This window comes from Simiduia sp., from assembly GCF_058345725.1.
The window spans coordinates 1-19,696 of record NZ_JBTUOC010000014.1; the positions used below are offsets into that span (position 1 = coordinate 1).

General features: G+C 55.5%; 16 protein-coding genes. 9 read left to right on the forward strand and 7 right to left on the reverse strand.

The window, feature by feature from the left end:
* The coding region (locus tag ACW8F6_RS03480; protein WP_491574452.1) for a M3 family metallopeptidase at window positions 1–1,426 on the reverse strand (1,426 nt) is incomplete at its 3' end.
* 190 nt (window positions 1,427–1,616) lie between these two features.
* Here ACW8F6_RS03480 and ACW8F6_RS03485 point away from each other — a divergent pair.
* Genes ACW8F6_RS03485 through ACW8F6_RS03495 form a run of 3 tightly spaced genes read left to right on the forward strand, consistent with a single transcriptional unit; the run spans window position 1,617 to window position 2,474 of the window.
* Window positions 1,617–2,093, forward strand: a complete 477-nt coding sequence (locus ACW8F6_RS03485; RefSeq protein WP_491574453.1) for a hypothetical protein — start codon at window positions 1,617–1,619, stop codon at window positions 2,091–2,093.
* A 12-nt stretch (window positions 2,094–2,105) separates the two neighbouring features.
* On the forward strand, window positions 2,106–2,306 hold the full coding sequence (locus tag ACW8F6_RS03490; protein WP_491574454.1) for a hypothetical protein: 201 nt from the start codon (window positions 2,106–2,108) through the stop codon (window positions 2,304–2,306).
* 15 nt (window positions 2,307–2,321) lie between these two features.
* Entirely contained in the window at window positions 2,322–2,474 is a 153-nt protein-coding gene (locus ACW8F6_RS03495) for a hypothetical protein (protein WP_491574455.1), read from the forward strand.
* A gap of 81 nt (window positions 2,475–2,555) precedes the next feature.
* Here ACW8F6_RS03495 and ACW8F6_RS03500 read toward each other — a convergent pair whose 3' ends face one another.
* On the reverse strand, window positions 2,556–3,734 hold the full coding sequence (locus tag ACW8F6_RS03500; RefSeq protein ID WP_491574456.1) for a dipeptidase: 1,179 nt from the start codon (window positions 3,732–3,734) through the stop codon (window positions 2,556–2,558).
* Between the two features lie 163 nt (window positions 3,735–3,897).
* Here ACW8F6_RS03500 and ACW8F6_RS03505 point away from each other — a divergent pair, with 163 nt between their 5' ends.
* The 4 genes from ACW8F6_RS03505 to ACW8F6_RS03520 all read left to right on the forward strand — a co-directional run bounded on the left by ACW8F6_RS03505 (window position 3,898) and on the right by ACW8F6_RS03520 (window position 8,692).
* Complete coding sequence (locus tag ACW8F6_RS03505) at window positions 3,898–5,523, forward strand: CocE/NonD family hydrolase (RefSeq protein WP_491574457.1); 1,626 nt, start codon at window positions 3,898–3,900, stop codon at window positions 5,521–5,523.
* Between the two features lie 152 nt (window positions 5,524–5,675).
* A complete protein-coding gene (locus ACW8F6_RS03510) occupies window positions 5,676–6,209 on the forward strand; it encodes a GbsR/MarR family transcriptional regulator (RefSeq protein WP_491574458.1) in 534 nt (177 codons plus the stop codon).
* 132 nt (window positions 6,210–6,341) lie between these two features.
* Window positions 6,342–7,691 carry a cytochrome ubiquinol oxidase subunit I gene (locus ACW8F6_RS03515; protein WP_491574542.1) on the forward strand — a complete coding sequence of 450 codons (1,350 nt, stop codon included), beginning with the start codon at window positions 6,342–6,344 and terminating at the stop codon, window positions 7,689–7,691.
* The gene (locus tag ACW8F6_RS03520) at window positions 7,688–8,692 is read left to right on the forward strand and encodes a cytochrome d ubiquinol oxidase subunit II (RefSeq protein WP_491574459.1); all 1,005 of its coding nucleotides are present in this window, start codon (window positions 7,688–7,690) and stop codon (window positions 8,690–8,692) included. Before ACW8F6_RS03515 ends, ACW8F6_RS03520 begins: the two co-directional genes overlap by 4 nt.
* Before the next feature lie 63 nt (window positions 8,693–8,755).
* Here the strand turns inward: ACW8F6_RS03520 and ACW8F6_RS03525 are convergent, their stop codons facing one another.
* From ACW8F6_RS03525 to ACW8F6_RS03545, 5 genes are read right to left on the reverse strand one after another with little or no spacing between them, the layout of a single operon-like run.
* Complete coding sequence (locus ACW8F6_RS03525; protein WP_491574460.1) at window positions 8,756–9,877, reverse strand: heparan-alpha-glucosaminide N-acetyltransferase domain-containing protein; 1,122 nt, start codon at window positions 9,875–9,877, stop codon at window positions 8,756–8,758.
* Window positions 9,878–9,922: 45 nt separating this feature from the next.
* Complete coding sequence (locus ACW8F6_RS03530; protein ID WP_491574461.1) at window positions 9,923–10,906, reverse strand: hypothetical protein; 984 nt, start codon at window positions 10,904–10,906, stop codon at window positions 9,923–9,925.
* A gap of 6 nt (window positions 10,907–10,912) precedes the next feature.
* A complete protein-coding gene (locus tag ACW8F6_RS03535) occupies window positions 10,913–13,570 on the reverse strand; it encodes a GNAT family N-acetyltransferase (protein ID WP_491574462.1) in 2,658 nt (885 codons plus the stop codon).
* 19 nt (window positions 13,571–13,589) lie between these two features.
* Window positions 13,590–14,888: an MFS transporter gene (locus ACW8F6_RS03540; RefSeq protein WP_491574463.1), complete on the reverse strand. Its 1,299-nt coding sequence runs from the start codon at window positions 14,886–14,888 to the stop codon at window positions 13,590–13,592.
* Window positions 14,888–16,222 carry a lysine N(6)-hydroxylase/L-ornithine N(5)-oxygenase family protein gene (locus ACW8F6_RS03545; protein ID WP_491574464.1) on the reverse strand — a complete coding sequence of 445 codons (1,335 nt, stop codon included), beginning with the start codon at window positions 16,220–16,222 and terminating at the stop codon, window positions 14,888–14,890. Before ACW8F6_RS03545 ends, ACW8F6_RS03540 begins: the two co-directional genes overlap by 1 nt.
* A 687-nt stretch (window positions 16,223–16,909) precedes the next feature.
* Between ACW8F6_RS03545 and ACW8F6_RS03550 the strand changes: the two genes are divergently transcribed.
* Complete coding sequence (locus tag ACW8F6_RS03550) at window positions 16,910–19,024, forward strand: TonB-dependent siderophore receptor (RefSeq protein ID WP_491574465.1); 2,115 nt, start codon at window positions 16,910–16,912, stop codon at window positions 19,022–19,024.
* A gap of 200 nt (window positions 19,025–19,224) precedes the next feature.
* Window positions 19,225–19,689 carry a hypothetical protein gene (locus tag ACW8F6_RS03555; protein ID WP_491574466.1) on the forward strand — a complete coding sequence of 155 codons (465 nt, stop codon included), beginning with the start codon at window positions 19,225–19,227 and terminating at the stop codon, window positions 19,687–19,689.
* Window positions 19,690–19,696 lie beyond the last annotated feature (7 nt).

Genomic DNA, 19,696 nt, shown 5'->3' on the forward strand with positions numbered 1-19,696 from the left:
AAACATAGGCATTCATCCAGGCGCCACCGCGCTTGGAGCTGCGCGCGTAGGGGTCGAACAAAAACAGTGCCAGGGTGTCGCCATTTTCTTCGAACACTTCAAAGATGCGCACGTCTGGGTGGTACACAGGCAGGTCTTTGCGCTCTTTAAAGGTAATGCCAAAGAGCCTGGTGGCGGCATAAAAGACGCCGTTTTGCAGCACGTTGTCCAACTCGAAGTAGGGCTTTAGCTGATCGGCATCGAAGTTGTAGCGCTTGGCGCGGACTTTTTCGGCGTAGTAGGCCCAATCCCAAGCGGCCACCTTAAACTTGCCGCCTTCTGCGTCCACCATCTTCTGCAGGTCGGCCTGTTCGCGCTTGGCGTTGGCCACGGCTTTCGGCGTGAGGGTTGCCAGGCGTTTGTTCACCGCTTCGGTGGTCTGCGCCGTTTGGGTTTCCAAACCGTAGGCGGCGTGGTTGGGGTAGCCCAGCAATTGCGCGCGTTCGGCGCGCAGTTTGACGACCTTTGCCAGAACTTCGCGGTTATCGAACTCGCCGCCGCGCGAACCGCGCGCCAGCGAGGCCTTCATGATGCGCTCGCGCACCGCTCGATTGGTCAGCGACGACAGCGGGGGTTGGCCGGAGGTGTTCATCAGGGTGATTACATACTTACCCTCCAGACCGCGCGACTTGGCCTCTTCGGCGGCACTGGCGATGGCGGCTTCAGACAGGCCCGCCAGTTCTTCGGCGGTGTCCACCACGACGGCTGAGTCGTTCACTTCTTTCAGTACGTTCTGGCTGAAGGTGGTGGCCAGGGTAGCTAACTTGCTGTTGTAGTCTTTCAGCTTTTCTTTGTCGGCGTCAGACAGGTTGGCGCCGGCGCGCACGAAATCGCGGTAGTAAATTTCCACCAGGCGCAGCGATTCTGGGTCTAGCTTCAGCTCCTTGCGCTGCTCGTAAATGGCTTTCACGCGCTTGAACAGCTTGGGGTTCAGCAAGATGGCATCGTTGTGGGCCGACAACTTGGGCGCCACGTCGGAGCGTATGGCCTCCAGGGTGTCGTTGGTGTTGGCCGAGGTCATGGCGAAAAAGACGTTGGACACGCGGGTCAGGATGGCGCCGCTGCGCTCCATGGCCACCAGGGTGTTCTCAAAGCTGGGCGCTTCGGGGTTGTTGGCGATGGCTTCCATCTCAGCCAGCTGCTCGGCCATGCCGCGCTCAAAGGCGGGTGCATAGTCTGTGTCTTTAATCTTGTCGAAGGGCGGCAGCTTGAAGTAGAGGCTGCTGTCGGCGAAAAACGGGTTGCTGGCCTCGGCAGTTGCCTGGGCGGACGCTTCGGTTTTGGGCTTGCTCATAGTGTCTTCTGATGTCGGTGCATCCTGTTTGCTACAACCAGCGGCTAATACCGCAATAGCGGTTGCCAATAGCAGGGGAGATCGGGAAATCATGGTCGAGTCCTCATCTGTCTTATTGTGTATGCGTTACCCGGCAATCCTGGCGGGTGTACGGGTGTCTATAGGACGGCTGGCGGCCCCAAAGCCCCAATAGCCGTGCTTCGGTTCAGCGGACTTTACCGGGTGTTGGTCGCAGGACTCAAGTTTGTATGGCCAAGGGCCTACCTCTAAATTGCGCGAGTCAATGAATCAACGAGTTTGTCTGGTATGCCCAAACTTGCTGTGTTTTCTCTATTTTGTGTTGTTGGTTGCCTGTGGTGGCGATGGCTTGTCCGGCCTCGATTTACAGGCGCCTATAACCGTCGACGCCCCGCTCCAGGGTGCGTCAATTAACAATCAAGTCGCACTGACTGTGCAATTTGATGAATCTATAAGTTCCGTCACACTCGGTGGCACCCTGGCTGCAGAGGGCAGCGTGGGTCTGGAAACGACTAGTCAAGATCGCGCTACCCTGGTTATCCGGCCATTAAATGCCTGGCCAGAGGGGCAAGCACAGACCCTGCTGATCACCGTGCTGGATATACACGGCAACCAAGCAGAAACACAGCTGCTGCTGAATGTGGACGCCACTGCGCCGACATTAACGAGCGCGCCCAGCGCGGTGATGGCCGCCGATGGCAGTATTTTGTTGCACTACGATGAAGACCTTGCTGACGGGTAATTGGAGGGCGATTTGGCAACGCAAGCGCAAACCCGCGTGCAGGACGCGCGGTTGCTGGTCATTGAGCCGCTGACGCGCTGGTCGGGTGGCCAGTCGCGTTCGCTGACGGTTACCGTGACCGATGCGGTGGGCAATAGCCGCACTAGCGAGTGGAGCCCGCAAGTGCCGTTGATCTTCGAAAACTTTCAGCCTGCCGATGTGGTGTTGGGGTAAAAAGACATGACGCTCATGGCGGCAAACGATGATGATGGCGACGGTATTGAGGATGCCAACCCCAGCGCGCGCATGCTTGCCAATCCGGGCGGCTATTATTTTGCCGACAATAAACTCATTGTTTCCAAAATCATTAACGGCCGTGTGCTGATCTTTAACGCCCTTTAATCGTATGCGTTTGTCCGGCGGGATTGCCCGCCGGTATCCTGCCTTTAAGTCTTCGGTCTGGTTTACGTCTGGCGCTCCATCTTAGGCGTCTGGCAGATTGTCCATTAAAAAGCGCAATTGGTTGCCCCCCATAACCTTGGTAATGACCGCCGGCGACATGCCTTCGTTGAGCAGTGCCTGGGTTAGCTGCACCAGTTGGCCCGCATGAATAGCTGTAGTCACCGCACCGTCAAAATCCGAACCCAGTGCCACGGCGTCTTCCCCCACCAGATCCACAGCGGCAATTAAGGCGCGCGCAATTCCGGTTGGGCTGGCATCGCAAATGGCACCGGCCCAGAAACCTATGGCGATAAGGCCGCCGCGCTCGGCGATGGCGCGCATTAGCTCATCGGGTAAGTTGCGCGGGCTTTGGCAGTGGTTGTGGGTGCCGGTATGGCTCACAACCAGTGGCGTTTGGCTGAGCGTTAAAACCTCGCGCACCACCGCCGGCGAGGAGTGAGAAACATCGATGACTACGCCCGCGCGGTTCATGGCCGCCACCGCCGCGCGGCCAAAATCGGTGAGCCCGGCCTTATGGCTGCCGTGCAAGGAGCCGCCTAGGGCGTTGTCGAAAAAATGGTGCAGACTCATCATGCGAAAGCCCGCGTCGACCAGGCGCTGGATGTTGGCCAAATCGCCGGCTAGCGCGTGTGAGCCCTCGGTGCCGAGCAGTGCGCCCACTTTTTTGTGTCCTTGTGCTCTGGCAGCCAAGAGTTGGCGCAGATCAGCTTGGCTTTTGATCAGTGTGAGTTGCTCTGGCGCTGTGGCCGCTAGTGTGTGCAGCTTGTGGGCCTGATAGAGCGCGCGCTCGGTAAGATCAGACCAGGTGCGCAGCGGCCAGGCTTGGGCCATGGCCAGCAAGGTGATGTTGTCGCGGCTGTCGGCGTTATTGCTGTGGTAATTCAAACCGGCTGGCGTTTTGGTGACGGTAGTAAACACCTGTAGGGCCACGTTGCCGGCTTGCAGGCGCGGCAAGTCGACATGGCCGCGATTGCTGGCGGCTAAAAGATCGCGATTCCACAGCAGCGAGTCGGCATGCCAGTCGGCAACGAACAACTGTTGGTGCAGCGTCTGTGCGGCCGGCGAGATGGTCAGTAGTCCAGCAGGTTGTACGCGATTCATCTGTCGCTCTGCGAGCGCCGGCCCCAGGGTCAATGCAACGGTTACAAGGGCGGTGATGCCAATGGCTGTGGCCAACAATATTCTGAATGATTTTTTCATCGTTATTTTTCTCGTGTATTACTGACTGGAACGTCAGTGTCTGACTCTTCAGTCAAAGCTGTAAATTGCCGGTTTCTTTTGGTGATTTGGGCGCAAGCGGCTAGCTTTAGCAGTGCGAAGCAGTCCCATCGCAATAAAAATAATAACCTTAGAGGGCAATACAATGAAAACGCTCCTGCGTATTTGGCAGTTGCTGGCAATGGTCAGCGCGCTGTTGTTTTCCATGCAATCACTGGCACAGCTTTGCTTTAATGTGCCACTGCCTACCAACCCACACTACCATTACGACGGCGACCTAGTCATCGCCTCTGCCGATAGTACCGCCATTGCCGCCAATGTGTTTACGCCTAAAAGCACACCGCCGGCGGCGGGTTTCCCTGCGATCATTTTTGTGAACTCCTGGGTGTTGGATGAACACGAATACCTGCTGCAGGCGGCGCGCTTGGCGAAAAAGGGGTATGTGGTGCTGAGCTATAGCGCGCGCGGCTGGGGTTGCAGCGGCGGCGAGGTGTCGGTGTTGTCGGATGGCGACATGGCGGATGTTACCGCTGTGGTGGATTACCTGCAGGCGCGTAACGACGTAGACATCGGAAATATTGGCATCAGCGGTATTTCCTATGGCTCGGGTATCAGTTTGAAAGGCCTGGCGCACGAGCCGCGCATAAAAACGGCGGTGGCCATGAGTACCTGGGGCGACTTGGCCGAAGCGCTGTACGGCAACGACACGCCGCGCTTTTTTTGGGGCAGTTTTCTTACGCTCAGTGGCTTAATTACCGCCAACTTGAGTGACGAAGTGCCACAAAACTATGGCGATCTACTGGCACACCGCAATATTGATCAGGTGCTGGATTGGGCGGCTCACCGCTCGCCCACGACATTTATCGAACAGATCAATGCCCGTCAGGCGCCGGTTTACATTGCCAATAATTTTGGCGACAACCTGTTTCAACCAAATAACATCCTGCGTTTCTTTAGTGCGCTCACCGGCCCCAAACGTATTGATCTGAACCAGGGTACCCACGCCAGCGCCGAGGGGTTTGGCCTGATTGGCTTAGACAACGAAACCTGGGATAACACCCTCGACTGGTTCGATTATTGGCTCAAAGGTATCGACACCGGCATTATGCACAAACCGGTGGTGAACCTGCGCACCGATCTCAACTACTCTGCCGAGGGCTACGAGCAATGGCCGCCGGCAGAGGCGCACACGCAAGTTTATTACTTGGGCCGGCGCGGATTGATCGGGCAGGGTAAATTGCGCGAGTCGCCCTACCAGCCCTGGTGGCCCAATAGCGATACCATTGTTTCCGGCTTGGACTCGGGTGCCTCCACCGGTATTCCTGCAATTTCCGCGCTGTTGGATGGCCACACCGGGTTGCCAGTGCTTTGGCCGCTGAGCTTGACCAATCGCCTGCACGGCATCGTATTTGAGTCAGAACGCCGACTTTGGCCGCTGAAAATTCGCGGCACGCCACGCTTGTCGCTCGAGCTCACCCCGTCGCGCTCGCGCATGCAATTGGTGGCCTATTTGTACGATGTGGACGCCTGGGGCGTGGGCAAGCTCATCACCCACGGACCTGTAACGCTGCACAATGCCGAGCCGGGCAAGCGTCAGACGGTGGCCTTTGAGTTGGTCACCGCCGCTTACGACCTGCCGGCGGGTCACCGGTTGGCGGTGGCGCTCGATACTTTCGATTTGCTTTATGCCGTGCCAACGCTGCAGCTATACAGCGTGACCTTTAACTACGCTGCCAGTTATCGCTCCACCTTGCAGATTCCCCATTTGTAACCGCGAGTGTTATCAGGGCACCCCGCACCTGCCGGCGGCGGGGTGTTGTGCCCTACCTTTGTTCGCCAGATTAATTGCTCTCGTGTTATTGCCTTAACGTCCGTTGTATTTTAAACTTTCAGAAAATACTGAAACTTTAAAAGGTTATACCCATGGCGCAGGCGCAATGGCAAGACTGTGTATTGCATTTTGGCGAGATGGCCAGCCGCTGGGGGTTTAACCGCTCGGTGGGGCAGGTGCTGGCACTGATCGTATTCAGTGAGGCGCCTTTGTGTGCCGACGATATTAGCGAATCGCTGGGTATCTCCCGAGGCAACGTCAGCATGGCGGCCAAAGAACTGCAAAGTTGGCGCTTGATTCGCGTGGTGCGCGAGCCGGGCGACCGCAAAGATTACTACGGGCCGAATGGCAGCCTGTGGGACATGGCGCAGCAGGTGCTCAGCGAGCGCCGCAAGCGCGAGGTCGACCCCACACTCAGCGTATTGCGCAGCCAGTTGATGCAACGCGACGGCCAAGCGCCAGACTATGCCACCGAGCGCATGCAGGAAATTCACGACTTACTGGAGCTCTTTACCCACTGGCTGGACGACGTCCAGCGCTTAAAACCGGAGCAACTGCAGGCGTTGCTAAAACTTGGCGCTGGGGTGGGCAAGGTGCTGGAGCTTAAAAATAAACTGATGGGCTAGCGGGCAGGTTTTTCACTCGGCGCTTTGGTTAAAAAAATAATAACGTCTCTTACGATATTTGGGTGCAACCCTTTCTGCACCCAGGGGGTGGCTTTGCCCTAAATTTAACCAGGAGAGGTTATGGAACCGGAATTGCTAACCACCTTGTTGCTGTCGCGCATCCAGTTTGCGCTGAATATCAGCTTTCACATTTTATTTCCGTCTATCACCATTGCATTGGCGTGGTTGCTGTTTTATTTCAAATTGCGCTTTCAGCTATCGGGCCACCCGGTGTGGATGCGTATTTACCGTTTCTGGGTCAAGCTATTTGCGCTTACTTTTGCGCTCGGCGTGGTGACGGGCATTACTATGAGTTTTCAGTTCGGCACCAATTGGCCGGGCTTTATGGAAACCGTGGGCAATGTGGCGGGCCCTTTGCTGGGCTATGAAGTGCTCACAGCCTTTTTTCTCGAAGCGACTTTCCTGGGTATTATGCTATTTGGTATGCACCGGGTGCCGGCGTGGTTGCACACACTGGCGACATTGCTGGTGGCCGTGGGCACCAGTCTATCCGCGTTCTGGATTATCGCCCTGAACTCCTGGATGCAAACACCGGCGGGATTTGTGATGGAGCAGGGGGTGGCCATGCCGGTGGATTGGTGGGCCATTGTGTTTAATCCCTCCATGCCGTATCGGCTCGCCCACGTGATGCTGGCTTCGGCACTGATGGCTTGTTTTTTTGTGGCGGGTATTTCCGCCTACCGCCTGCGCAAAGGCGATCAAAAACAGGCGCCGCGCAAAGCCCTGCGGGTGACGTTGCTCGCCGCCGCCGTCATCGTGCCACTGCAGATATTGGCCGGCGATTTACACGGATTAAACACGCTGGCGCATCAGCCGCAAAAAATCGCCGCAATGGAGGGGGTGTGGCACACCGAGCGAGGTGTTTCCCTGTTGCTCTTTGCCTGGCCCGATGAAACCACGCAAACCAACCACTTTGCCGTGGGCGTTCCGAAGTTGGCGAGCTTGATTTTAACCCACGACGTCAACGGCGAAATTCAGGGCTTGAATGAATTTGAACTGCATCCGCCGGTAAGACCGGTGTTCTTTGGTTTTCGGGTAATGGTTGGCGTGGGCCTGCTCATGTTGTTGGTGGCGTGGGCCGGCGTGTGGCTGGGTCGCAATCAGCGCACCCTGCCTAGCTGGTTCACCGGTGTGCTGGTGGCCATGACATTTTCCGGTTGGGTGGCCACGCTCGCGGGTTGGTATGTGACAGAAATCGGCCGCCAGCCCTGGTTGGTGTCGGGCGTGTTAAAAACCGCCGACGCGGTCACCGGTTTGGCGCCGGGCAATGTGTCGATTTCGCTCACCGTGTATGCGCTGATTTATGCAGGTTTGCTGGTGGCCTATCTACACACGGTGTTTTACATGGCCCGCAAAGCCGTGGCGGTTGAAGAATATGAAACAGACGATACCGCACTGCCGGTACAGGGAGCCATGCAATGAATTTAGAGATCACAACGCTGGCGTACATTTTCTGGGGGCTGCTGGGCGTATCGGTCTTTGTGTATGCCCTGCTCGACGGTTACGATCTGGGGGTGGGCATGTTGCTCTCGGGCAGTGAGGCCGAGCGCGATCGCATGGTGGCCTCTATTGGCCCATTTTGGGATGCCAATGAAACCTGGCTGGTGTTGGCCGTGGGTATTTTGTTAATTGCCTTTCCCGCAGCCCACAGTTTGATTTTGCGGGAGCTGTACCTGCCGGCGCTGTTGTTGTTGGTCGGTTTAATTCTGCGCGGTGTCTCGTTTGATTTTCGCGCCAAGGCCATCTCGCCATTGCGCCCCTTGTGGGACAGTTGTTTTCGCATCGGCTCCGGCTTGGCGGCGCTGGCGCAGGGGTATATGTTGGGTCGGTATGTCACAGGCTTTGCGGGCGGACTGCCCGCTTTGGCGTTCGCTTGCTTGAGTGCTTTATGCGTGGCAGCGGCTTATGTGTATATCGGCAGCGCCTGGTTGGTGATGAAAACCGAAGGAGCGCTGCAAAGCCGGTCGCTGCGTTGGTTGCGACTATCGGGTGCGCTCACGCTTTTGGGTTTGCTGTTTATTACGGCATTTAATTTGGTGGGCCGGCCAGAAGTGGCACAGCGGTGGTTATCGGGTGCTGGTTTGTGGCTGCTGATCCTGCTGCCGCTGTTGGGCATGATGTGCCTCTGGTGGATTGAACGCGCCCTGCAACAGCTGTACGACACGCCCGATTGCCACGCTACGGCGCGGCGCCCATTTACGGGTGTGGTAGGTCTGTTTTTACTGGCCTTTTCAGCCTTGGGTTATAGTTACTTTCCCTATGTGGTTCCCGGTCAGCTACTGGCCACCGAAGCCGCCAGCGCGGCGGCTTCGCTCACGTTTATTCTGTGGGGCGTCATTTTTGTGTTGCCCATGATTGTGGCTTATACACTGTTTTCCTACCGCGTATTCTGGGGCAAAAGTGAAGACCTGCGGTATTACTAGTAGGTAGAGATTGTAGGCTGTCTGGCCATTCGCCACGGTAGCGTGGCGATGGTCGAGCAGGTATTAACTCTCCGCAATAGCGGCGGCTTGGCGGTTGCCGTGAAAGGATCGGCCTAAATCAATCACGCGTTGCACGGCAAAGGTTGTTGCCAGGGTGCACACCATGGCCAATAGGGTTTGTGTGCTGTTGAGGGTTTGGTAACCCACCAGTGCCATGCCCCAACAAATGAGTGTCCACTGAATGATGTAAAGGCTCGTGACCCGGCGGCTGCAATAGTTCAACAAGCGGGTTACTGATGTGGGCTTTTTCAGCAGGCTGTGAATGGCCCACAGCAATAGCAAGTTGATACCCAGTAAATAGAAGACACCTCCCGGCCCCAAGTGGAAAAAGTCGCCAAAGTGATAGGCAAAGTCTGCGTAACACAGTGTGCCGCCAACGATTAACAGGGGTACAGCGAGCAAAGGCAGGCGGGCGAGTATTCTGGCACCTGGACCGTATTCATTAATGAGCTTGCCCATAAACATGCCAAATAAGATGAAACTCATCCACGGAAACACCGGAAAGTACACCTGCCAACTATCGGCAAACAGCAGCCGCAACAGGTAATCAAGACCGGCAATGCCCAACTGCGCGCCCGCAAAGAGTTTCGCGCACACGGCCAGCATTAGGCCCAGTGTTAGTATGTATCGCTTTTTGGTGAGCAGTGGGTGGGCCAGTGCCAAAAGCAATAGCGATATACCGGCCAATTGCAAAATATCGCCAGTGAGCAACAGATATTGGTATTGCGCGAGGGAGAGCGGCCCCTGCCAGCCATAGGCCTGAATAAATGCCTCTGGCATAACACCTGCGGCGATGGGCAGTACGAATTTCAAACTGTTCAGCATAAAGCCCAGGGTAAGTATGAATAGCCCGCGCAGGGCGCGGTAGCTGGCGGACTGATTGCGCGCCATGACCAGCGATACACCCATACAAATTAAAAACGCAGCGCTGCCCTTGCCAATTACGTGCACCACTGTACCGAGCCACGATTGCGTTTGGGTGCTGTGATCTGCGTACATCCAGAGTGTGTGAACCAGCACCATGAGCAAAACCGCGAGACCCCGGCCCGCGTCTATGGCTTGAATGCGCCCGGCTGTGAGCGCTTGTGCGGAGGGCGATTGGTCAGTGTGTGTTGGTCTTGTCATAGGTGCAATCAGTGTCATCGATGGGCCCCGAATGGCATGGTAAAGTTAAGTGGCCGGGCGATAAAAATGCTCAGCCGTGGATGAGTGCGAAAAAGGCGAGGTTTGCAGGCCCTTCGCAGTAGAATTATTGAGCGGGCAGCTGGCACAGGTGTCGCCGCTTACTAGAAAATCTTTGCAGCAGGCGCGGCGCAATAAATTACCGCTGAGCACTGGCGGCACTGAAGTGTGTGTGCTGTTGCGCCTATTTGAAAAATCTGAGCAGGCTTTTCGCGGTTGCCAAAAACTTAAGGGGTTGCCTTTTCGATCAGTTAGCCCTGCAGCTAGGCACCAATTGCGGCCGGTTTTGGCGAGCCAGTGATCATCTAAGCCTCTGGCCTCGGCAAAGGCTTTTAGGCCGAAGATGAAGGTGTCGGCAACCAGGCCGCGGCTATTGGGTTTGTTAATCCTTGGGATTCTTACTGAATCTTTTTCCTGGTCTATGTTCGACTCAGTTCTGATTGTGTTGTATCCCCGTGTTTGAGGGCGTTGACTTTTTTCATACTCAATAAACGCCTGCAATAGTTGGTCAACAAAAGGCGCGAAGGAGGCTGCAGTAATCGCCAGTGCGCGGCAATCGGGCTGCATCGCATAGGCGCTGGACGGGCTTGCCAGAATGCGCAGGCTACTGTCTGTCAACAGTTTGAACGCCATGCGCTCAACCGGCAGGGCGGTATCAAGCCCGTGCACTGCTGCAATAGCCATGTAGACAGGTTGCCAAATCATTTGCCGCCAAACGGCGGTGGGCCAATAGTCGGCCCGCGCGTTTGGGCAGCGGGTTTTCACTTGCGCAAACATTGCGTCTAGAAGGCAATGCAGTAGCGCGTGCTCGCCTTCAATGATGTGGTGCAAGGGCAGCCGCAGATTAACCGCGGCATTGCTATCCGCCAATTGAAGGCCGCCGTGCATGGCCTGTGCAACAAGGTTCAGTTGGTTGCGCCAGCGCGCCGGCCTGGTTTGCCCGAGCGGGTGACTGGCGAAATGCGGACTCATGGGCAGTCAGGCCGGAATTGTTGTGTTGTCTGGCGTTTTGGCTGAAGTGCTTGAGGCTGTCGCGGCTGTTGGGTCTGTGCGCATTTCAATGGCGCTGCGTCTGCGAAAAGCAGCCAGCGGGTTGGTCAGGCGCCCGTGCAGCGTGAGGCTTTCGGCTGGATTTTCCAGATTCACCATTTGCAAGTTGTTTTTCAGTTGCAGGCGGTTTAAGCACGACAGTGAAAAATCATCGGCAAAGAGATCGTAGTGTTGAAAGCGCTGTGCCAATGCCGGGTGATCGTCTTGATATTGGTAAACGCTTTCAGCCACCAACTGCCAGAAGTCCCGGTGGCTGAGCTCGGTATGCTCGTCCACTATGGCGGCCAGGAAACGGAAGTAGCAATCGAAAACATCGGTAAAAATAGCCAGCAGCTCCATGTCTTCTGGTAGCGTAATGGCAATGCGCGATACAGATTCCGGTAGTGCCATGTCGCTGTTCTGCAGGCAAATTTCTTCGCCAATGTCTTTCATAAAGACGCCCGTAGGACGGTGGTTTTCCAATACTAAAATGAGATTTTCGCCGTGGGGCATGAACACCAGTTTGTATTGGTAAAAACAGTGCAAGAGTGGCGTGAGGTAGGCGCGCAGGTAGTCGGCTAGCCAAGCTTGGGTGGAAAGCCCCGAGGCTTTTATCAACGAGGGTAGCAAGGCCTGGTTGTGTTCATCTACGTGCAGCAAAGCTGCCATGGTCATTAGGCGTTGGTTTGGCTGCAAACGCGTGGTGGGATTTTCCCGCCAGAGTGCGGCCAGCATACGGCGATAGGGGTTATCGCCCACCAGCGCGCGATCGTAATAGGGTAGCTCGTAGCCGACGGAAGCCACTTCGCGCAGCATATCGAAGCCGAGTGATTGCAGGTAGCTGTCGCCATCCACCAGCTCGCGCAACCACTGATTAATGGCGGGCGTGGCGCGCATGTAGTACGCGGATAAGCCGCGCATAAAGCCCATGTTCAGTATCGACAGTGCCGTTTTCACATAGCGCTTGTGCGGCTGGCTGGCATTAAAAAAAGTACGTATGGATTGCTGGGCAAAATAGGCGTCGTCGCCGTAACCCAGCATAATGAGTTTACGGCTGGCAAGTTCCGGCGCGTAGACACTGGCAAGTTTGTTAAACCACTGCCAGGGGTGCACGGGCATAAGCCAATAATCACCGGGGTTGAGGCCCTGCGCGAGCAATTGGTTGTCGAACAGTTCGCGGGTACTGAGATCCAGCTCCTGTTCAAAAAGTGTTGTGGCATCTAAATCCGGGGTGCAGGCAAAATGTGCGCGCGATTTGTGCGCAGCCAGCCACAGCAGTGTAATGGGGGCGCCGGTTTCCGGTGCGAAGGCGCGGTAGTCTGCGGCATCGAAGCCGATGCGGCCATTGTTGGCAATAAAGCAAGGGTGGCCCTCGGTCATTGCTGCCTCGATGGTTTGGAAGTCCGCTAGCGCCAAGTCATCTGCGTTCATGTGCGGCCTGTGCAGTTTGAAGGCTGCGCTGCACAGGGTGCTGGTAATTTCCTCGAGATATATTGGAAAGCGCTCTTTGGCGATACCCAGATAACCGCGAATTTCCAAAATAAAAGCGATGGCATCCAGCGGCTGTGGTTCATTGTTAATAAAGCGGCTGATGGAGGCTGCCTCTATGTGCCAGTGATCGAGCGATAAGCGCCGGGCCTGGAAGCGGTAATACACGGTGGCTTGTGCGCACTGTACTTCGGTGGTTGCGCTCTTTGTGCTGCCGGATAAATTAGTTGGCAAGGGCGTGAACTGGTACCAGTGTAGGTCTTCGGCATGGATTTGCTCTGTGGTGCCGGACTCTGTACCTGCAGCTGGCATACGCTCCGGCTCAAGGATGCGTTCGTGTGAAAGCTCCGACAGCGCCTTGCGGATAAGGTTGCGATTCACCTGGGCCCAGATTTCCGGTGTTAGCGATTCGCCCGCAAGCGCCGGTGTATCTAACATGGCTTGTGGTCCTTGGCGCAGATTATCCGCCTTGTGTACCAGTACGTCTGGGGCCGCAATGCGCTCGGCTACCGTCAGGGCGGCGGAAAACTGAGCGCGAGTGCAGTGGGCGAGGTAGGCGGTCTTTTCGCCCAATTGAATGCGCTGACTGTGAAAAAATCCCACGCGCTTATTGAGCCTATGGATTTTGTGATTGCGAAAATCCGGCTCTACCACCACGCGCTGGATTGAGGCGTCAGAAAAAAGAAAGGCCATCACACTCTGCATCACTGCCAGAGAGAAACCGTGCTGCGGCGTGTCGGTCGGCGCTAGCAACAGGTGCATACCGATGTCGCCCGCTTGTGGTGTGTAGCAATCGGCAATCGGGTCTTGGTCAACGCTATAGCGCTCCACTAAAAACAGCGGAGGGCCATTGTCGCAGTCCATGTCGCAGCCTAAAAACACCGCGCGGCCGGGTTCTGCCAACATCGCCTGATAACTTGCCTGTACCTGGGCTTGTGAAAAGTGCTGCATACCCCAGTAGCTGGCATAGGGTTGGCTCACCCAGCTGTGTATCAGTGCACTATCGGTTTCTGGATTAAGCGCGCGAAATCTAAATTGCTTACGCTGATAACTGCCACTGGCAATTGGGTTGGATACACCGGCGGTTTGTGGGTGTGTGAAAGTTACCATGTGATTCATAGTGGCCTCCTGCATGTGTTTATTGGGGGGTGGCTTGAGGGCTTGCCTCAAGTGGCGACGGCGAAGGCTCAGTGGCCGGGGTTGTAGATGATTTACTGTGCGTTTGTGTACCGGTATTGGCGGCTTGAATCTGCCTAAAAAACAGCCCATAAAACAGCCCCAGCGCGATTGCAAAACCGATAAAGGCCGCGCCAAAGGTGTACACCAGACCGAGTGAGTCCACGACCAGCCCCACGCTAAAGCTCGCGCCTATAACGCCCAAGTTTTGAAAGAAATGCACTTTGCTGAAGTCGGCCGCATATTGTTCGGGCTGGCTGCGTTCAAACAGAATGACTTCCAGGCGCACCATGAATTGGTAGAGCCCGTAGCCGAACAAGCAGCGGCCAATTACAATCAGGCTACTATCGCCGCTGCCCTGTAGCACTAAGCCCACCATGGCCACCACCGTGCCCAACAATATTTTTTGAAAATGCCTGTGCGCGCCTTGAAAGAAATGGCTATAGGTGAGGCAGCCGAGCGCAATCCAGGCGGGAATGCTATAAACCAGCGCACTTAACAGTTTGTGATTGATGCCGCTAATGTGCTCCCAGTAGAGTGAGAAGTAGGGTCGCGCCATAAACGCGCTGAAGTAGAACAGCGCAGAGACCATGCACACCTTGAGTACCCAGCTATTAAAGCCTAAGCGCTGGTAGAAGGATGTGGGTAGCGCTTTGTACGGTGAGCCAGTTTCAGGTTCCAGTGAGGCAGTGGCAGCGGTTTTTTTCCAGGTCAGTTTAAGGCGCGCAATTAGCCACAGGCAAATGAGTACTTGCACAGCATCGGAAGTGGCCATTACGTAGTACACCGACTGTGCGGCGAAGTATTGAATAATCCAGCCGCCCACCAAGGCACCGCCAATGGCGCCAAAGTGCACTAGTACTGAAAACAGCCCAGCCACATTTAGATGTTGATCTTTTTCTTCCAGGCGCAGCACATAGGGGTAGATCAATAGGTAGCTGGCTTTAAAAACCAGCATCAATTGCGATGCAATCCAAAAGCCCACGAGTGAATCGGTTTGAGCGCAGTAAAGGCCGAGGGTGCCGGCGGCAATTTGGGTCCCAACCCATAGGTGCACTTCATCCACCCAGCGGGCCAGCCGCGCCCACAGGGGAAAGGCCGTCATCACCGTAAAGCAGCAGGCAGCGATATAGGCGCCTACATGGGCGGCGGAAGTTTCTGCAAATGCCTCGGCAAAAAATTGCGGGTAAAACGGCAGTAGCAGTGTGTCGGCCACAACCGATATTAGCGTCAGCGCAATGAGCGTGTACTTTAGCGACATCAGGCACGCACCTCTTGGCCGGCCGGTGCGTAGCTAAATGCCGTGTTGGTTTCTGGGTTGGCAGAAAATGTTTGAAAGGCGATGCGCTCTTCGATGGGGTAGGGCGCGTAGCCGAGAATTTCTCGTAGAATGCAGCTATTGCGGTAGCAGGCCATGCCTAAGTCTGGCGTGGCAAAGCCGTGGCTGTGTAGCTCGGCGTTTTGCACAAACAGGGTTTTTCGATCATCGATACTGTAGTGGCGATCTACCGAAAAGCGGCCCGGTGCCTCCCAATTAATGTGGTTTTGAATACCGCGAATAAATTCTGGCAGTCGGTATTTATAGCCAGTAGCCATCACCACAAACTGGGTGTCGATCTCGAAGGATTGCCCTTGCTCTTCCTGTAAAAACGTCAGACTCAGTGCGCCGGGCTGATCGCGTACCCGTTGTAGCGAAGCATTGGTGGTAATGCGGGCATCGAGGGGGCCATTAAGCCGTTTGATATACATCAAATCGTAAATGGCATTGATCAGTTCGCTATTGATGCCTTTGTAGAGTCCATGTTGTTGTGTGAGCAGCTTGGCGCGAGTTGCCGCCGGTAGCTCGTAGAAGTAATCCACATAGTCGGGCGAGGTCATCTCCAAGGTGATCTTGGTGTACTCCAGCGGGAAAATGCGTGGCGAGCGGGTGATCCAATTCAGTTGGTAGCCTTTACCGTCGATGTCCTGTAGTAGGTCGTAAAAAATTTCGGCGGCACTTTGGCCGCTGCCCACCAAGGTGATGCTCCGTTGCTTTTGCAATTCATGTTTTTTAAACAGGTAGTCCTGGCTGTGCATAACGCGCTCTCGTGGGCGAGCACAGGGGGCGGGCAAGTTGGGCACTGGACCAGTACCAAACACCAAGCGGCGGGCGAAGTACTCAGTAGTTTTTTGAGTGGTTGGGTGTTGCGCCAGTACCCGGTAGCACTGCTGCTGATCTTCCCAGCTGATGTCTAGGGCCTGTTGGTTGTACACCACGTTGTTCAGCTGTGCGGCGGCCCATTGGCAGTACTGATTGAATTCTCGGCGCATCAGGAAAAAGTTTTCCCGAATGTAAAACGCGTACAGGCGCCCTTGTTGCTTGATGTAATTCAGAAAGCTCAGCGGGTGGGTTGGATCTGCCATGGTCACCAAATCTGCCATGAACGGGGTTTGCAGGTGGGCGGCTTCCAACATTAGGCCGGGGTGCCAACTGAACTCCGGCTTGCGCTCCAAAAACAGGCAGTCCAATTCCTTGAGGGTAGATGACAAGCAGGCCAACCCCAGATTAAAGGGCCCGAGCCCAATTCCGATAAAGTCATGCACGCGCGGCTGCATTGGATCTACCTCCTGATAGTGAATGGCCATCTGAGTGGCGGCAATGTCCTGGTGGTGACGCGAGTGCCACCGGGCACATCAGAGCGATGCGCAGTAAGATGCGTATAGTAATGATAATAATAATGATTCTCAATAAATAATATTAAGTTGGCGTTAAAACCGTCCCGTTGGCACAGGCGAAAGTGTCTGGGCGGTAGGGAGGGTGCACGCTTTATGATTGGCCGGTACGCAGGTTCCAAGATCTCAGGTTGATGCTTTCGCGGCGGCCGTAATCGAGGGGCAGAGGCATCAGTGTTGCATCCGTTGGTGGTGCCAGTAGGGCGTCGAGTGGTCTCAGTCTTGGCGCTAGCGCCGCGTCCAATAGTGGGCGTGGCAGATGGCTACCGTGAGTGCTCTCGATTATCCTCAGGTTGGATCGCAGGCGGTGTCGGTTTCAGCGCAACAAGTGGTGTGGTTGTTGGAACCGTTGGTGTTGCGCTGTTGTAAGCCGGTTAGCGCGCCTATGTTTTGTGGTTCGACTTCACAAGCCTATGTTGTGTCATACACCTTTCAATCCCCTGGGCTGGCCATCGGTAAGCTGGCGCATATATCTCTCATCAGACATTGAAATCTCCCTGCGGATATTGTGGTAATTAAATTCGAATGTATAATGCGAATCATTATTATTACCAATACATCGGGAAGATCATGAATCGTCGTTTGCTTGCATTGGCCGTTAGCGCCTTTACTTTGAGTTCTGCCACTGCTATGGCCCAGGCCAAGGACAGCGGTCAGGAATTGGAAACCGTGAGCGTCATTGCGACTCAGTCGCGCTTTGGCGCTACTAAGTCGGATACGCCCATTATGGAGTCGGCGCGCTCTATTTCTGTGGAAACGGCGGCCATGCTGGCCGATAAAGGCGCCCTGAATCTTTCTCAGGCCACCACTTACATGGCTGGCGTAACTGGTGAAACCTACGGCTTTGCCACCCGGGGCGACTGGGTGCGTTCGCGCGGTTTGGATGTGCCGCGCTACCGCGATTCCATTCAGGAATTGTTTGGCAGCTATAACAGTACTCGCGCCGAAGTGTTTACTATGGAACAGGTGGAAGTGCTGAAAGGACCGGCCTCTGTGTTATACGGGCAGGGCTCGCCCGGCGGCATAGTGAACTATGTCTCGAAAACCCCTAAAGCGGAAGCTGCGGGTGAGTTGAGTGTGGATTTTGGCAATTACGATCGCAAGCAGCTACAGGCCGACTTTACCGGCGCACTCAGTGAATCTGGCGATTGGTTGTACCGCGTGGTGGCGCTGGCCCGCGAAAGTGACTCGCAAGTGGAGTATGTGGACGACAACACCCGCGTGCTGATGCCCTCCATTACCTACACGCCAACAGATGACAGCAGTTATACGCTCATTGGCATGATGCAAGATACCGATAGCGACACCGCCTCGCAGTTTATTCCCATTCAGGGCACCCTGGAGCCCTTGGCAGACGGTAGCTATCTCGATCAGGATGTGTATGTAGGCGAACCCGCTTTTAACCGCTACAACACGCGCGCCAACCAACTGACCTTTTTGATGAACCAAGCCCTAACCGATGCATTAACGCTTGAAGGTACGCTTTTGTGGCGTGAGGGCGAAGCCGATTACCACCAGGCCTGGGCGGTGTTTACCGGCGCGGGCAACAGCCGTTACTTAAACGATTTGGTGGGGGCGCCCGTGGCCACCAGCACCACCGTGGCGCGCAGTTTTTATCAGGCTGACAACACCTTCGATCAAGCCGCCGTCGACGCGCGGTTACGCGGCGACTTCAGCACCGGTGAATTTAACCACGAGCTGATGCTGGGCGTGCAATATCAAACGGTAACCACCGATACCAATCGCGCCTATTACTACGGAGGCGGTGCCCTGCAAGGCGACTTCTCTTTGGCGTTGGACTTGGCCAATCCCGTGTATGGCAATGTGCCCGACCAATCAGCGCTGGATGCCCTGTATGTAGACCAACCCGAACAACAGGTAAAAGATGCAGGCGTTTACCTGAACGATTACATCAGCTGGCACAATTGGCGCATCACCTTGGGCGTGCGTCAGGATGAAGTAAAAAATGACGTAAGTAATACCACCCAAACCGATCGCGCCACATCCTTTGGCACGGGTGTGTTGTACGCGTTCGACAATGGCCTCTCGCCCTATGTGAGCTACGCCGAATCCTTTAATCCGGTGATTGGTGTTGATAGCAATGGCGATCAGTTAAACCCTGAAGAAAGTCGCCAGTACGAAGCCGGTGTGAAGTACGAGCCCGAAGGCGTGCCCGCACTGATAACACTTGCGTATTTCGATATTGAAATTTCCAACCTGCCAAACCCCAACAGTTTGCCCGCAACGGCGGGTCAACAGCAGGGCATTTCAACTTTGAAGGGCCTGGAGCTAGAGGCGCGCGCACGGCTGGGCGAGTTTTATGTGCAGGCGGCGCTGTCGTCATTGGACGCCAAAGATCCAAACGGTTTTGCCCTGGCCGCCACGCCGGAAAGCCAGGCCGCGCTGTGGGTAGACTATCAGCCAGAGCGTATTTCCGGCGTGAAAGTGGGTGCCGGTGTGCGTCATGTAGGTGCCAGTATTTCTGAAAACGACAGCTTGCGTTACAAAACCCCGGCCTACACCTTGTACGATGCCATGATCGGCTATCAAGTGAATCACTGGGCCTTCAGCTTGAATGCGCGCAATCTTACCGATGAGCAGTACCTCACCAGTTGCCTTACGCGCGGCGACTGCTTCCCGGGCCTGCGCCGTTCTTTGGTGGCCAAGGCCAGCTATAATTTCTGATGGCCTGCGCCGAGGACAGCCCGCAGTGAATGCGGGCTGCATGTTTTATGGAAAGCGTTTTGTTGTTAGCTGCCCTGATGCTCACGCTAGTCGGTGTTGGGCTTTTATATTGGAGTTGGCAGCAGCCCCGAAATCTGCCTGGGCTTGTCACAGTGGCTTGGGTGTTACTGCTTCTAAGTAGCTGGCCATGGACTGCCGCAGTGGGTGTTGAGTTCGGCGTCATTTTCACACTCTTTAGCGTGCCCCTGTGTGTGTGGCTCATACTCGCGCCGCAATGGCAGGGCAGCAAAAATACTCACTACCGTCTGAAAGCTCGCGCGCGCTTTCGGGCATCGGTTGATCGGACGGCTGTTGATCAAGGCAGCTATTCATTAACGCAAGACGCGCAAGTTGTACCCGCAAGGCGGGCCTGGAAGCTTGTGTTGCGCGCGCTGGCCCTGCTGTTATTTACCGCGCTTGCCAGCACGCTGGTGTCGGTGGCATTGGTACAGCTATTGCCAGTGAGTCACCTTGCGCGCCTTATTTGGGCGCTGGGGCTCCAAACGCTATTTTGGGGTGGCCTGGCCATTTGGTTGTGTGGTGCGGCGCGGCTGCGCACACCGGTGGCCTGGTCTGCCGGTGCGGCTATATGCTCGTCGGTTTTTTTGTGGATATTGGCGCTTTGAATCTGTG

Excerpts from the sequence above, each read along its gene's own strand:
- ACW8F6_RS03535 (WP_491574462.1), bottom strand. The coding sequence starts at position 13,570 with ATGAATCACATGGTAACTTTCACACACCCACAAACCGCCGGTGTATCC.
- ACW8F6_RS03505 (WP_491574457.1), top strand. The coding sequence starts at position 3,898 with ATGAAAACGCTCCTGCGTATTTGGCAGTTGCTGGCAATGGTCAGCGCG.
- ACW8F6_RS03545 (WP_491574464.1), bottom strand. The coding sequence starts at position 16,222 with ATGCAGCCGCGCGTGCATGACTTTATCGGAATTGGGCTCGGGCCCTTT.
- ACW8F6_RS03540 (WP_491574463.1), bottom strand. The coding sequence starts at position 14,888 with ATGTCGCTAAAGTACACGCTCATTGCGCTGACGCTAATATCGGTTGTG.
- ACW8F6_RS03525 (WP_491574460.1), bottom strand. The coding sequence starts at position 9,877 with ATGACAAGACCAACACACACTGACCAATCGCCCTCCGCACAAGCGCTC.
- ACW8F6_RS03520 (WP_491574459.1), top strand. The coding sequence starts at position 7,688 with ATGAATTTAGAGATCACAACGCTGGCGTACATTTTCTGGGGGCTGCTG.
- ACW8F6_RS03485 (WP_491574453.1), top strand. The coding sequence starts at position 1,617 with ATGAATCAACGAGTTTGTCTGGTATGCCCAAACTTGCTGTGTTTTCTC.
- ACW8F6_RS03500 (WP_491574456.1), bottom strand. The coding sequence starts at position 3,734 with ATGAAAAAATCATTCAGAATATTGTTGGCCACAGCCATTGGCATCACC.
- ACW8F6_RS03510 (WP_491574458.1), top strand. The coding sequence starts at position 5,676 with ATGGCGCAGGCGCAATGGCAAGACTGTGTATTGCATTTTGGCGAGATG.
- ACW8F6_RS03550 (WP_491574465.1), top strand. The coding sequence starts at position 16,910 with ATGAATCGTCGTTTGCTTGCATTGGCCGTTAGCGCCTTTACTTTGAGT.
- ACW8F6_RS03530 (WP_491574461.1), bottom strand. The coding sequence starts at position 10,906 with ATGAGTCCGCATTTCGCCAGTCACCCGCTCGGGCAAACCAGGCCGGCG.
- ACW8F6_RS03495 (WP_491574455.1), top strand. The coding sequence starts at position 2,322 with ATGGCGGCAAACGATGATGATGGCGACGGTATTGAGGATGCCAACCCC.